Below are 14,017 nucleotides of genomic sequence, written 5' to 3' on the forward strand. Positions count from 1 at the left end.
TTAAATCTCTGCCAGTTTGTGCAACACTTCCATCTTGCCGAAGAGGATGAGCAAATCACCCTCTTCTACTCTCAGGTCATCGGTGATTTTGTTGATGACGAAGTATTGGGTTTGTTTCAACCCGATCAGGTTGCGTTCTGTTTTGGGACGTTCGATACCGACAAGGCGCACTCCGAAATTCTCTTCCAGGTCTATGGTCTGTAGGGTCTGTCCGACAAAGGTAGCAGGTGCTTTTATCTTATAGAGATGATGCGTACTCGTCACCCTGTACCATTGTTTGAAAAGTTCCCCAAGTAAGGATTGGGATGCGTACATACCGGCAAAATCATCCTCCGGAGTAATGATCTCAGCAACGCCGATCGAGCGGATCACTGCTTCGTGGATGGGAGAGATCCCCCGTACGATCAGTTTGTTCACATCTAAGTTTTTTAGCAAGGCAACAGTCTGTATGGAGGTCCCGAAGTCTTTGCCGAAGGTGACGAAGATGGCATCCATCTCGTTCAGAGGCAGCGTGTTCAAAGCATCCTTGTCCGTCGTGTCGAGGCTGATTGCTCCGGATATGGTATGTTTGACCGCTTCGATTTTATGCGGGTTGATATCTACGCCGATCACTTCATTTCCGATACGTGTCAGGCTTTCGGCGATGGCACGTCCTAAGTTTCCTAATCCGATTACTAAATATTTCATATTGTATTCTTTATGTTACATTAATATATTTTCCTGTGGATAGGTATAATTCTTCTTTTTGTATTCCTTGTAGAAACTGATAAAGAAGGTCAGTATGCCGATACGCCCGACCAGCATGGTGAAGATTATGACCAGTTTTCCTGACATACTCAGCAACGGGCTGAAATTCAAACTTAACCCTACCGTGCTGAGTGCCGATACGACCTCGAAGGTCAAGGTAAAGACCGATACGCCTTTTTCGGTAATGGACAGTACCCAGACGGCCAACCCCAGCCAGCAGAAATAGAAAACGATTGTGGCGAAAGCCCTGCGTATGGTTTCCGGTGATATTTCACGTTTGCGGATTTCCACATTCTCTTTTCCGCGGGCGGCGTTGTGCGCGGTCAGCAGGGCGACACAGACGGTCGTTACTTTCAAACCGCCGCCGGTAGACATGGGAGCGGCGCCTATTATCATCAGGATCAGTGTCAGCATAAGCGTCCCGGTAGTCAGCGTCCCCATATCCGCGACGCAGAATCCGGCCGTACGTGGGGTGACGGCTCCCAGGAATGCATTGGCAAGCTGTCCCCTGAACGGCAATCCAGCAAGCGTATTATCCATTTCCAGCAGGTAGTAGAAAAAGGTACCGCCGGCAAGCAATACCAGCGTGCTGATCACCACGATGTACGTGTTGATATTGATAATTCGGGGAGTATGGATATAATGCTTCTGCTGCCCGATCACGATCTTGAACGTATTGACAAGCAAATGTCTTAACAGCTTCAGGTAGTTGAAGACAATCGGGAAGCCTAACCCTCCGAATACGATGAGCAAGGCGATCCAGACATGCAGGTTGTACTTTTGGGCGACCAGCGGATCATACATATTCCCGCTCAGGGTCGAGATCCCCGCATTACAGAAAGCCGAAACGGCATGAAATACTGCATAGAACAATTCTTCCTGCGTGCCTCCCGGTAAAGCTCCCTTTATATCCAGATAAATCAGGTAAGCCCCTATGCCTTCGATAAACAGTGTCACGAACAGGATGTTAAGGATCACCCGGAACAGTCCGTTCACCCGGTCTTCGTTCAGCATGTCTTTCAGTACGAGCTTGCTGGTGAAAGATGAATGCCCCATAAAGGAAAGGGCGAAAAAACTGGTAAAAGTCATGACTCCTATACCGCCGATCTGGATAAGAAACATAATGATGAGATGTCCCGTATGTGTGAATGTCGTTGCCACATCGACTGTCGTCAGTCCGGTCACGCAGACGGAGGTGGTCGAGATAAACAGAGCGTCTACGAAATGAATCCCGTGCACCGTGGCGTTTGGCAACATCAGCAATCCTGAACCGACAAGGATGACAAACACGAAACTCAGCAGGAACAGGAGGGACGGCTTAATATGGCTTTGCAGCAGCGTGAACGTCTGCCGCGACAAATGAATGGCACTCAGCAACAGCAGGAGGAAATAGACGAACAGCGGTTCCGTAAGGAAACCGAGGTAAGGCAACGACTGATGGATGGCTTCTTTAAAAAATACTTTTCCCGATAGTACGGCAAAGAGGAAAAAATAAATGCCGATATCCAGATATAACATCTTCTCTTGTATGATCTCTTTGAATTTCAAAATATACCGGAGCGATATCCCCGTAAAGAAAGCTAACAAGAGATAAACCCGGCTTGCTTCCAGCATATGGGTGACATGGGCCGAATATTTGAATCCGAACTGATAGACCAGGATGAAGAGGGAGGCGAGCGAGGCGACAAGTATGATCCCTTCGGCCACCACGTTCAGTAAGCCCTTCATATTAGCCCAGTACATTCGGAATGAGAACTGTAGATGTTTGATATCCATAGTGCGTCTTTTTTTAAATAACAAATGTATTAAATAAATGTTAGAAGTATCTTCCCTTTCTGGATAATCGCACTATAATTCAGGTTCGGCACTGTTCCTTTTTTAGCGAGTGGTAACGTATGTTAAATAGCGGGATTTTGGTTTTCTTAAGTAGATATTGTTTGAATTACATTATGTCGTATGTCGTTTTTAACCTTATATTTGCGGAGAATCTTTATTATGATATTATGGAAACACAGGAAAATAAGCGTGACATGTTTTATCCACACGTTTCGGTCGATTGCGTATTGCTTGGGGCAAACGAAGATAAACTGTGCGTGTTGCTCGTCGAAAGACAAGTTGCCGGTAGTGACGAGAAACACTACAAACTGCCGGGAAGCCTGATTTATGAGAGTGAAGATTTGGATACGGCCGCTTATCGTGTCTTGAACGAAGCGACAGGCCTGAAACGTGTTGCCCTGAAACAGTTCCGCACTTTTGGATCTCCAGCCCGTACCAAGAATAAAGAAGATGTGCAATGGCTGGAAAATGCTTCCAAGATGAAGATCACACGAATCGTGACGGTCGCTTATCTGGCGTTGTGCAAGTTCGGGAAGAAAATGACGAAGGGTGAGATGTCCGATACCCTTATCTGGGCGCCTGTCAATGAATTGCCACATCTGCCATTCGACCATAAGGAGATTGTTGAAGCTGCCGGCGAGGAGATACGGCGGTGGGTAGATGTCGAACCGGGTATCGTTTTCGATTATCTTCCGTCGAAGTTTACGGCCTATCAGTTGCGGCGCATTTTCGAGATCATTTATAATAAGGCGATAGATGTGCGCAATTTCCATAAAAAGATGGCGGCGATGGAATACGTCGTGCAAACAGATGAAGTGGAAACGGGAGTGAACCACCGGGCAGCCCGCTATTACCGGTTCGACAAGGTGAAATATAACAAGTTACATTCGAAGTTTAATAAGATATAAAGATATAGTATGTGTTTATTAGGTTGTGATATCGGAAGCTCTTCGGTGAAGGCTTCGATTGTCGATAAAGATACGGGGCTGACGCTTGCTTCCGATTTTTATCCGAAAGAAGAGGCGGCGATCAAAGCCGTACGTCCCGGATGGGCTGAGCAGAATCCGGATGGCTGGTGGATGTATCTGAAAGAAGCGATAAAGGGCGCGATCACGAAGGCGGGCATCAAGGGAACGGAGATAGATGCGATCGGCATCTCGTACCAGATGCACGGGCTTGTGCTGGTGGACAAGAAGATGCAGGTGTTGCGTCCGTCCATTATCTGGTGTGACAGCCGTGCGGTGATCTATGGCGAATACGCTTTCAAGGCGATTGGCGAAAAGCAATGCCTGGCGCACCTGCTGAACTCACCCGGAAACTTTACGGCTTCCAAACTTGCATGGGTGAAGGAGTCCGAACCGCAGATATTCGAACAGGTATACAAATTTATGTTGCCAGGCGACTTTATCGCCATGCGCATGACGGGCGATATCGTAACGACTGTTTCGGGCCTTTCGGAAGGAATTTTCTGGGATTTCAGGAATAACAGCGTTTCCGGAGACTTGATGAACTATTTCGGGTTCAGCAAGGAACTGATCCCGGATATCCGTCCGACTTTCGGCGTGCAAGGGGAATTGCTCGGATCGGTTGCTTCGGAGTTGGGCTTGAAGAAGGGTACGCCGGTTACCTATCGGGCAGGCGACCAACCGAACAATGCGTTGTCGCTGAATGTCCTGAATCCGGGTGAAATAGCTGCTACGGGCGGCACATCGGGGGTCGTGTACGGTGTGAACGGCAAGGTGAACTACGACACGCTGTCCCGTGTGAATACGTTTGCGCATGTGAACCATTCGGTCGACCAGACGCGTTTAGGTGTCCTTCTGTGTATCAACGGTGTGGGAATCCTCAATTCGTGGGTGAAGCGGAATGTGGCTCCGGAAGGCATAGACTACCCTGCCTTGAACGAGTTGGCGGCAACCGTTCCTATCGGTTCGGAAGGTCTGTCGATCCTGCCTTTTGGAAACGGTGCGGAGCGTATGTTGCAGAACAAGCAGGTGGACTGCTCCATTCATGGATTGAATTTCAATATTCACAATAAAGCCCATATCGCCCGTGCCGCTCAGGAAGGGATCGTGTTCTCTTTTAAGTATGGCATGGATATCATGAATGAGATGGGAATCGATATCGGGGTGATCCGTGCCGGTAATGCCAATCTGTTCCTAAGCCCGATTTTCCGGGATGCGTTGGCAGGCGTGACGGGGACGGTGATCGAACTTTACGATACGAACGGGGCTGTCGGGGCTGCCAAAGGCGCCGGTATCGGTGCGGGTATCTATACGTCGGCGGAAGAGGCGTTTGCTTCCCTGAAAAAGATCGATGTGATAGAGCCGGACGGGCTGAAAGCGGACAAGTACTGCGGGGCTTTCGAGGTCTGGAAAGAACGGTTGGAGAAAGCACTGGCGTAATAAACGAAAAAATTGTATAATCAATAAAATACTTATTATCATGAATTACTTTAAAGGTGAAAAAGAATTTTTTCCGGGAATAGGAAAAATAGAGTTTGAAGGACGCGAGTCAAAAAATCCGATGGCTTTTCATTACTATGATGAAAACAAGGTCGTAATGGGTAAAACTCTGAAAGACCACCTGCGTTTCGCTATGGCCTATTGGCATACATTGTGTGCTGAAGGGGCCGACCAGTTCGGTGGAGGAACGAAAACTTTTCCTTGGAATGCAGGGGCGGACCGTATTTCCCGTGCCAAGTATAAAATGGATGCTGCTTTCGAATTTATGACGAAATGTAACATCCCTTACTATTGTTTCCACGATGTGGATGTTGTGGATGAAGCGCCGACATTGGCCGAATTCGAGAAGGACCTGCATACGATGGTCGAATATGCCAAACAACACCAGGAAGCGACCGGGAAGAAGTTGTTGTGGTCTACCGCCAATGTGTTCGGGCATAAACGTTATATGAACGGGGCTGCCACAAATCCTTATTTCCCTGCTGTGGCTTGTGCCGGCACGCAGATCAAGAACGCGATCGACGCTTGTATAGCCTTAGGTGGCGAAAACTATGTGTTCTGGGGCGGACGTGAAGGGTATATGAGCTTGCTGAACACCAACATGAAGCGCGAAAAGGAACATCTTGCCATGATGTTGACGATGGCACGTGACTATGCCCGCAAGAACGGGTTCAAGGGTACTTTCCTGGTAGAGCCTAAGCCGATGGAACCGACTAAACATCAGTATGACGTGGATACGGAAACGGTTATCGGTTTCCTGCGCCATTATGGCCTCGACAAAGATTTTGCCATCAATATCGAAGTGAACCATGCCACATTGGCCGGACATACATTCGAACATGAGCTTCAGGCTGCCGCCGATGCCGGTATGTTGTGCAGCATCGATGCGAACCGCGGTGATTATCAGAATGGTTGGGATACGGACCAGTTCCCGGTTGACATCTACGAACTGACACAGGCTTGGCTGGTTATCCTCGAAGCAGGCGGCCTGACTACCGGAGGTACGAACTTCGATGCCAAGACACGCCGTAACTCGACCGATCTGGATGATATCTTCCTGGCTCATATCAGCGGTATGGATTCCTTTGCCCGTGCTTTGATGGCCGCCGCCGATATCCTGGAACATTCCGATTACAAGAAAATGCGTGCCGAACGTTACGCCAGCTTCGACCAGGGTGACGGCAAGAAGTTCGAAGAAGGCAAACTTCTCCTCGAAGACCTGCGTACGATCGCCCATGCCGGTGGCGAACCGAAGCAGATCAGCGGAAAACAGGAGTTGTATGAGATGATTATCAACCAGTACATTTAATAACATATAAATAATGGTTTATCCGTTACTTTTGAATCAAACCAAAAGTAACGGATAAACCATTATTTACCTATATGAATCTCTATCGTGAAAAACAACAACTACTACATTTTTGGAATTACCCTTGTTGCGACATTGGGGGGATTATTGTTCGGATATGATACGGCGGTGATATCCGGGACGGTCGAATCGCTGCGTAAATTCTTTATCGAACCTTTCGGGTTACCATTGGATCAGGCGAATGCGCTTGAGGGGTTCGTTGTGAGCAGTGCCCTGATCGGTTGTATCTTAGGCGCTTCTTTTGCCGGCTGGATCAGCCAGCGGTATGGACGGAAACCTACGCTTGTGTTGGCTGCTATCCTGTTTTTGTTGTCGGCAATCGGTTCGGCATGGCCGGAGCTGTTTGTCGGAATGCCCGGCAGCGGCGACCACACGTACATGTACCTTTTTGTGTGTTACCGGATTGTCGGAGGGGTAGGAGTCGGATTGGCTTCTATGGTTTCTCCGATGTATATTGCCGAGATGGCGCCGGCGGAGAAACGGGGAAACTTAGTGTCGTGGAATCAGTTCGCGATCATCTTCGGTATGCTTGTCGTCTATTTTGTGAATTACAGCATTGCGTTGCAGGGAAATGCCGCCTGGCTGCATGCGATCGGCTGGCGTTGGATGTTCGCGTCCGAGATCGTCCCGGCTTTGCTCTTCCTGTTCCTTCTGATGTTTGTGCCGGAAACGCCCCGTTATTTGGTGATGCGTGGCAAAACGGATAAGGCCCAGTCTGTACTGGACCGCTTGATGGGAAAAGAAAAAGCGGCTCCTGAACTGGTAGAAATAAAAGAAAGTTTCAGGAAAAAGGAACCCTCCATGCGTCCCTATTTCCTGTTTATGGGGATGTGGCTGGTGCTGTTTCTGCTTTTGTACGGGGCACTGGAACTGGCTGGCAATACGAGTGCTTTGGAGATCGCCTTGATCGGTAGTTTTTTTGTTTCCTTAGTCTTCCCCGTACGTTCGTTCGGCATGCTGATCATATTTGTCGGTGTCATGCTGTCCGGTTTCCAGCAGTTTGTCGGGATCAACGTCGTGTTGTATTATGCGCCGGAGATCTTTAAGACAATGGGGGCTGCCACCGATGCCGCCTTGTTGCAGCAGATCGTGGTGGGAGCCGTGAACCTTTCCTTTACCGTGCTGGCTATCTTTACGGTCGACCGGTTCGGACGCCGTCCATTGATGATTATCGGGGCATTGGTCATGGCTGTCTCGATGATGATCCTGGGGACGACTTTCTATACGCATTCCGTCGGTATCGGCTCGCTGGTTTGCATGTTGGTGTACACGGCAGGTTTCGCGATGTCGTGGGGACCGGTCTGCTGGGTATTGTTGGCGGAGATTTTCCCGAATACGATCCGCTCGACGGTGATGAGTATAGCCGTTGCAGGGCAGTGGATTGCCAATTTCCTTGTCTCCTGGACTTTCCCGATGCTCGATAAGAACCAGTATCTGACCGATACGTTCAATCATGGTATGGCCTACTGGGTTTATGGTGTCATGGGAGTGCTGGCTGCCCTGTTTATCTGGAAATTCGTTCCCGAAACCAAAGGTAAGACACTGGAGCAGATGGAACAATATTGGAAATAAATCCGTAAGTTTGCCGTTCGAAAAGACATGAATCGATGCGCATACTGAAAAAAATACTGATAGGAGGCCGGAACCTGTTGCTGTTCCTGTTTGTTTCCAGTTTGTTGGCTGTGGTGGCATATAAGTTCATTCCTGTTTACTACACTCCGCTGATGTTTATCCGGATGTACGAACAGTTCCAGGATGGTAAGCCCTTCAAGTTGGAACACAAATGGGTGCCGATGAAGAAGATCGCCCAGCCATTGGCACAGGCGGTCGTGGCTTCGGAAGACAATCTTTTTCTCGACCATCACGGTTTCGATATGACACAGATTCAGAAAGCCCGTGCCGATGCCGAAAAAGGCAAACGCGTACGCGGGGCGAGCACCATCTCGCAACAGACCGCCAAGAACGTGTTCCTATGGCCCGGAAGGACCTATTTGCGAAAAGGCATCGAGGCTTATTTCACCGTCCTGATCGAATGGATCTGGGGAAAGGAACGCATCATGGAAGTCTACCTGAACTCGATCGAAATGGGAGACGGTATTTATGGTGCCGAAGCAGTCGCACAGGCTCATTTTAAAAAGCCGGCCTATAAACTGACGAAGGCGGAGGCGGCTCTGATCGCCGCGACCTTGCCGAATCCCCGCAAGTTCAATTCGGCAAAACCTTCTCCTTATATGTTGAAACGGCAGGCGAAGATCATGTCGCTGATGGGAAAACTGCTTAAGATCGAAATGGGGCATGACAGCGGTGATCCCGATCCTGAATCCGGCAGCAAAAAAGTGCGTAAACGGAAGAAGCTCCGGGCGGAATCCGGCACGACGGTCCGTCTGTCCGAAAAGAATATTCACACAAGAACGATAATCATATGAGTCATTTTGTATATCACGATCTCGGACGTATCGAGTATGAAAAGGCACTGGAACGCCAAACGGCTGCTTTCAACGCCCTGTTGGAGGCGAAAGCGCAAGGCATGACCGGAGAAAACCGGTTGTTTTTCTGCGAACACCAGCCGGTACTGACCATTGGGAAGAGCGGCAAGGATGCCAACCTGCTGATCCCGGAAGAACTGCTTGTACAGCGGGGTATTTCTTTCTACCATATCAACCGGGGAGGGGATATCACGTATCACGGGCCAGGACAAATTACCGGATATCCGGTCTTCGATCTCGACGTTTGGAAGTTGGGGCTCAAGCAATACATCGACAGGCTGGAAGAAACGATTATCCGTTTTTTAGCTCTTTATGGTATTAAAGGGGAGCGACTCGCGGGAGCTACAGGTGTGTGGATCGATCCCGATGTACCGGGAAAAGCCCGTAAGATTTGTGCGATCGGTGTGAAAAGCAGCCGTTTCGTTACCATGCACGGCTTTGCTTTGAATATAAATACGGATTTGGATTACTTCTCCTTGATCAATCCTTGCGGCTTTAAAGATAAAGGGGTTACCTCGCTTGAGAAAGAATTGGGGGCGGAGCAGGATTTCGAAGCGGCCAAAGCACGTCTTCATTCACTCTTCACTGAAATGTTTCCGGAATGATGGAACCGTATGCTATTCATTTCGCCCCTTTGCAGGGTTATACCGACTCGGTTTACAGGGAAGCGCATGCACAAATATTCGGGGGAGTCGAGACCTATTACACTCCGTTTGTCCGTCTTGAAAAGGGTGGCTTCCGCAATAAGGAGCTACGGGATCTTGCACCGGAAGCAAATACATCCGCCTCGCTGGTTCCCCAGATGATCGCAGCCTCGCCCGAAGAATTCCGCCGGATTGCCGGTTTGTTTCGTGAGTCGGGCTATCGGCGTGCCGATATTAATTTAGGTTGTCCTTTCCCTATGCAGGCACGACAACACCGGGGAGCGGGTATCCTGCCTTATCCGGATGAGGTGAAAGCGTTGTTGGAAACGATTTTTGAATTTCCGGAGATACAGTTCTCGGTCAAACTGCGGTTAGGCTGGGATTCATCGGATGAGGCACAGGCACTTCTTCCTTTTCTGAATGGGCTGCCCCTCACGCATCTCACGCTGCATCCGCGGATCGGCACGCAGCAATATAAAGGAGAGACGGACCAGAAGGCTTTCTCCCGGTTTTACGATTCATGCTCGCTTCCGCTTTTTTATAATGGCGATATCCGGACTTTGCCGGATATTCGTTTGTTAGCCGGACGTTTCCCCCGTTTGAAGGGTATCATGCTCGGACGCGGTCTGCTGTCTTCTCCTTGGTTGGCAACGGAATATATATCCGATATCCCGCTTACTGCCCAGGAGAAGAAGGAAAAGCTGTCCGCTTTCCATACCTTACTAATAGCGGGCTATTCTTCCCGTCTGGAGGGAGGCGAACATCAGATACTTGACAAAATAAAGACTCTTTGGGACTATCTGCTGCCGGATGCAGAGAAACGGCTTCGGAAAAAAGTCCTGAAAAGCTCCCGGTTGGCTGATTACCAGGAGGCGGTGAGGAATTTAATTTACGATACCTCGATCACCGCCGGACAATGATCCGAATGGACGGCCTCATTTAAGATATACGCTTTTTCCACCTGTTCTTTCATCGGTTCGCTGACCATGCAATAGTCGATGCGCCAGCCCTTGTTTTTGGCACGGGCGCTGAAACGGTAACTCCACCAGGTATATTCTTGTTTGTCCGGGTTGAGGAGGCGGAAAGTATCGATGTAGCCGGCATCCAGGAAACGAGTCATCCATTCCCGCTCTTCCGGGAGGAAGCCGCTGTTCGTCGCATTGCGTATCGGGTCATGGATATCGATCGGCTCGTGGCAGATGTTGTAATCCCCGCATAAGATCAGTTTCGGATGCGACTTTTGCAACTCCACCACATAGTTCTGGAAATCTTCCAACCATTCCATCTTGAATGCCTGACGCTCGTCGCCGCTCGTACCCGAAGGGTGGTAAACGCTGATCACCGACAGATCCCCGAAATCGGCCCGGATGAAACGTCCCTCGTTATCGTACTTTTCGATCCCCATCCCATATTCCACGTGGTCCGGTTCGCGGCGGCTCAGGATCGCAACCCCGCTGTAACCTTTCTTCTGCGCACTGAAAAGCCACGCTTTGTAGCCGAGCGACTCAAATGCTTCGGCCGGGTATTGATCCGGTTGCAACTTGGTTTCCTGCAGACAAAGCACGTCGGGCTGTTCTTGTGCCAGCCATTCGGGCAATCCTTTTCCTACGGCGGCACGCAGGCCGTTTACATTGTATGTGATAATTTTCATCTCCTAATACTTATTTTTAATGATAAGGCAAATGTAATTTAAATTCATAATTCATCAGCCATAAATCATAATTCTTTTACATTTAGCAGTTGTAAACACCAAATATGCGCTTCGAGCAGATGAAACACCTATTTATAAAGCAGCCAAAGCAGTAGCGGCATATAGTCTTTTAGTTCCGTACGGAGTATTTTCAGGGATTGGCAGATACGGTATGCAATAGTTTTAGGAGAAACACCTGTCCGGTCTGCGATCTCATTATAAGTAAGATGGTGGAAACGGTTCAGTTCGAACGCCAGTCTATAATCCTCCGGGAGCTCCCGGATCGCTTTGGTTACCAAAGCGATCAATTCTCCTTCCAGATAAAAGTCAGGATCTTCAAACTGATCTTTGAATTTATCATATAATTTTTCCCTGACTTGTTGTTTGATTTGATTGTGGGTTATATTATTCAGGCAGCGGTTTTTAACCATCGTAAACAACAGGGATTTCAGGGACATTTCCGGATTTAAAAGGGTATGGTTTTCCCATACCCACATCATAACATCCTGTACAATTTCTTCACATTCGGATTCTGCTACGTATTGAGAGGCAAAGGCACATAGCCCCCTGTAATATTGTTTATAAACGGTGTCGAACATTTGTTCGTCACCGCTATTTAATTTGTGTATAGTTTCTTCGTTTTCGTAGACCACCAGGTTCTTTTTTATTGCAAACTTAATGAATTATTTTGAATAAAGAGCGATTCTTATTCAAAATAGAACAAATACTCCCTGGCTTTATTTTTTATCTTTCTTTCCTTGATTAGCTACTGCATCCATTAATTTTTTAATTTCTTCCGGATCGCCGAGAAAATAATCGTTCACAAGATTCATATTATCGTCAAATTCAAATACGTACGGCACGGCTGTCGGCAGGTTAAGATGTACGATCTCGTCGTCCGGGATATTTTTCAGATATTTGATAATCCCACGCAGGCTGTTCCCGTGAGCGGCTACCAATATCTCGTCGGATGTTTCGAGCGAAGGGAAGATCACTTCTTTCCAATATGGCAAAATTCGTTCCACCGTATCTTTCAATGATTCGGTACGGGGCAGTTCGCTATCGGGTACATCTTTATAACGGAGTTCGAAACGCGGATTGCGCGGGTCGTCTTCTTTCAGAGGTTGAGGGGCGATATCATAACTTCTGCGCCATATCAGTACTTGTTCATCTCCATATTTTTCAGCCGTCTCGCTTTTATTCAGTCCTTGTAACGAGCCATAATGCTTTTCATTCAGCCGCCAACTCTTTTCTACCGGAATCCAATCCTGATCCATCCGGTCCAGAACGCAATTCAATGTTTTAACAGCACGTTTCAGATAAGATGTGTACGCTTTGTCGAATTTGAATCCTTTTTCTTTCAATAAGTCACCGGCCTTTGTCGCTTCCTCTACGCCTTTTTCGGTAAGATCGACATCTGTCCATCCCGTAAAACGGTTTTCTTTGTTCCAAACACTTTCGCCGTGGCGAAGTAAAACTATTTTTTTCATATGCTTAACTTTATAACTAATTGATTATTAATATAACAGATGAGATGATGAAAAAGATTTTATAAATTCTTGAAAAAAAATCGCTTTTTCGTTTAGTACATCCTTTTTCTGGATTGTATTAGTTATAGAAACAGGAAAAAAAGATGACAATAGACGAAAACATATTAATCAAGTATCTGGACGGGACACAGACTAAGAGCGAACAAGCCGAGGTTGAAGCCTGGTTGGCGGAGTCGCCCGCAAATGAAAAGGTGCTCGAGCAGTTATATTTCACGTTACAAGTAACGGATCGCCTGCATGTCATGCAGTCTGTAGACCCTGAAATGGCGCTTGTCCGTTTTAAATCGAAAGTACGTAAACAAAATAAAAAAGTTAGGTTGTATAGGAATTTGTCTTTATTGCAAAAAGTAGCAGCAGTGTTGTTCATTCCGGTATTGATTTTATCTGCATATATGTTTATGCAGTTAGGACGTGAAAGGGTGCGCATGGTTGAAGTGCGCACCAATCCCGGAGTGGTTTCCCGCTTTGAACTGCCTGACGGCACGAAAGTTTGGCTGAATGCAGGAAGTACACTGACCTATCCGCAGAACTTCTGGTCCGAAAGTCGCCAGGTGGAATTGACCGGACAAGGCTATTTTGAAGTAACGAAAGATCCGGAAAAGCCTTTCATCGTAAAAGTCGATCCAGCCTATTCGATAGAAGTTTTAGGAACCACTTTCGACGTGTCGGCTTACCGGGATGATGAGGTGATCGGGACCACATTGGTGGAAGGGTCTGTAAAACTGAATATTAATCAGAAAAACGGCAAAACGGTTTCCCAGCTTTTAAAGCCGGATGAAAGAGCCGAATTTTCGAAATCGACCTGCAAACTGAATATTACTTCCGTCAATACGGATTACGACACGGCCTGGATAAACGGTGAAGTCATTTTCCGTAACCATTCGATGCGACAGGTTTTGAAGATGTTGAGCCGCCATTACAATGTCAGGTTTGACGTGAAGGATAACGATGTGCTGAATTCGGTTATCACGGCGCGTTTCAAGGATGAGCAGTTGCCGCAGGTTATGGAATATCTCAAACTCGCTTCCGGTATTAAGTATAAGATACAGAAGCCGGTGATGAATACCGACAATACGTTGCAAATATCAGTAATAGAAATATCAAAATAAAAAATAGAGTGTATAACCATTTTAAATCGGATTGCCCATGAAGACATAAAAGGAATTAAAAAAACATACGGAAGAATGTTGACGCATTCCCCCGCATGAAAAGTCTAAAAAGCTGTTGACG

General features: G+C 47.6%; 13 protein-coding genes. 8 read left to right on the forward strand and 5 right to left on the reverse strand.

Annotated elements, in window-relative coordinates; genetic code table 11:
* Nucleotides 1-687, reverse strand: a complete 687-nt coding sequence (locus H8S65_RS13085; protein ID WP_186930398.1) for a potassium channel family protein — start codon at nucleotides 685-687, stop codon at nucleotides 1-3.
* A gap of 15 nt (nucleotides 688-702) precedes the next feature.
* Nucleotides 703-2,523, reverse strand: coding sequence for a TrkH family potassium uptake protein (locus tag H8S65_RS13090; protein ID WP_186930399.1), 1,821 nt, complete (start codon nucleotides 2,521-2,523; stop codon nucleotides 703-705).
* Nucleotides 2,524-2,750: 227 nt separating this feature from the next.
* Between H8S65_RS13090 and H8S65_RS13095 the strand changes: the two genes are divergently transcribed.
* The 7 genes from H8S65_RS13095 (at nucleotide 2,751) to H8S65_RS13125 (ending at nucleotide 10,467) form a co-directional block, all read left to right on the forward strand.
* Nucleotides 2,751-3,491, forward strand: a complete 741-nt coding sequence (locus H8S65_RS13095; RefSeq protein ID WP_186930400.1) for an NUDIX hydrolase — start codon at nucleotides 2,751-2,753, stop codon at nucleotides 3,489-3,491.
* 9 nt (nucleotides 3,492-3,500) lie between these two features.
* On the forward strand, nucleotides 3,501-4,988 hold the full coding sequence (locus H8S65_RS13100; protein WP_186930401.1) for a xylulokinase: 1,488 nt from the start codon (nucleotides 3,501-3,503) through the stop codon (nucleotides 4,986-4,988).
* A gap of 40 nt (nucleotides 4,989-5,028) precedes the next feature.
* Nucleotides 5,029-6,357 carry a xylose isomerase gene (gene xylA, locus H8S65_RS13105; RefSeq protein WP_186930402.1) on the forward strand — a complete coding sequence of 443 codons (1,329 nt, stop codon included), beginning with the start codon at nucleotides 5,029-5,031 and terminating at the stop codon, nucleotides 6,355-6,357.
* An 87-nt stretch (nucleotides 6,358-6,444) separates the two neighbouring features.
* Nucleotides 6,445-7,989, forward strand: a complete 1,545-nt coding sequence (gene xylE / locus H8S65_RS13110) for a D-xylose transporter XylE (RefSeq protein ID WP_186930403.1) — start codon at nucleotides 6,445-6,447, stop codon at nucleotides 7,987-7,989.
* 35 nt (nucleotides 7,990-8,024) lie between these two features.
* Nucleotides 8,025-8,843, forward strand: coding sequence for a monofunctional biosynthetic peptidoglycan transglycosylase (mtgA, locus tag H8S65_RS13115; RefSeq protein ID WP_186930404.1), 819 nt, complete (start codon nucleotides 8,025-8,027; stop codon nucleotides 8,841-8,843).
* Nucleotides 8,840-9,508: a lipoyl(octanoyl) transferase LipB gene (gene lipB, locus H8S65_RS13120; protein WP_186930405.1), complete on the forward strand. Its 669-nt coding sequence runs from the start codon at nucleotides 8,840-8,842 to the stop codon at nucleotides 9,506-9,508. Before mtgA ends, lipB begins: the two co-directional genes overlap by 4 nt.
* Nucleotides 9,505-10,467 carry a tRNA-dihydrouridine synthase family protein gene (locus tag H8S65_RS13125; RefSeq protein ID WP_186930406.1) on the forward strand — a complete coding sequence of 321 codons (963 nt, stop codon included), beginning with the start codon at nucleotides 9,505-9,507 and terminating at the stop codon, nucleotides 10,465-10,467. The genes lipB and H8S65_RS13125 overlap by 4 nt, the downstream gene beginning before the upstream one ends.
* Here the strand turns inward: H8S65_RS13125 and H8S65_RS13130 are convergent.
* From H8S65_RS13130 to gpmA, 3 genes are all read right to left on the reverse strand, one after another.
* Entirely contained in the window at nucleotides 10,437-11,198 is a 762-nt protein-coding gene (locus H8S65_RS13130; protein ID WP_186930407.1) for an exodeoxyribonuclease III, read from the reverse strand. The genes H8S65_RS13125 and H8S65_RS13130 overlap by 31 nt on opposite strands.
* Nucleotides 11,199-11,326: 128 nt before the next feature.
* Complete coding sequence (locus tag H8S65_RS13135; protein ID WP_186930425.1) at nucleotides 11,327-11,836, reverse strand: RNA polymerase sigma-70 factor; 510 nt, start codon at nucleotides 11,834-11,836, stop codon at nucleotides 11,327-11,329.
* A gap of 138 nt (nucleotides 11,837-11,974) precedes the next feature.
* A complete protein-coding gene (gpmA, locus tag H8S65_RS13140) occupies nucleotides 11,975-12,727 on the reverse strand; it encodes a 2,3-diphosphoglycerate-dependent phosphoglycerate mutase (protein ID WP_186930408.1) in 753 nt (250 codons plus the stop codon).
* 143 nt (nucleotides 12,728-12,870) lie between these two features.
* On the opposite strand from gpmA, the gene H8S65_RS13145 reads away from it, so the two are divergent.
* Nucleotides 12,871-13,896: a FecR family protein gene (locus H8S65_RS13145; protein ID WP_186930409.1), complete on the forward strand. Its 1,026-nt coding sequence runs from the start codon at nucleotides 12,871-12,873 to the stop codon at nucleotides 13,894-13,896.
* Nucleotides 13,897-14,017 lie beyond the last annotated feature (121 nt).

This window comes from Parabacteroides hominis (assembly GCF_014287585.1).
In the GTDB taxonomy this organism is placed as follows: domain Bacteria; phylum Bacteroidota; class Bacteroidia; order Bacteroidales; family Tannerellaceae; genus Parabacteroides; species Parabacteroides hominis.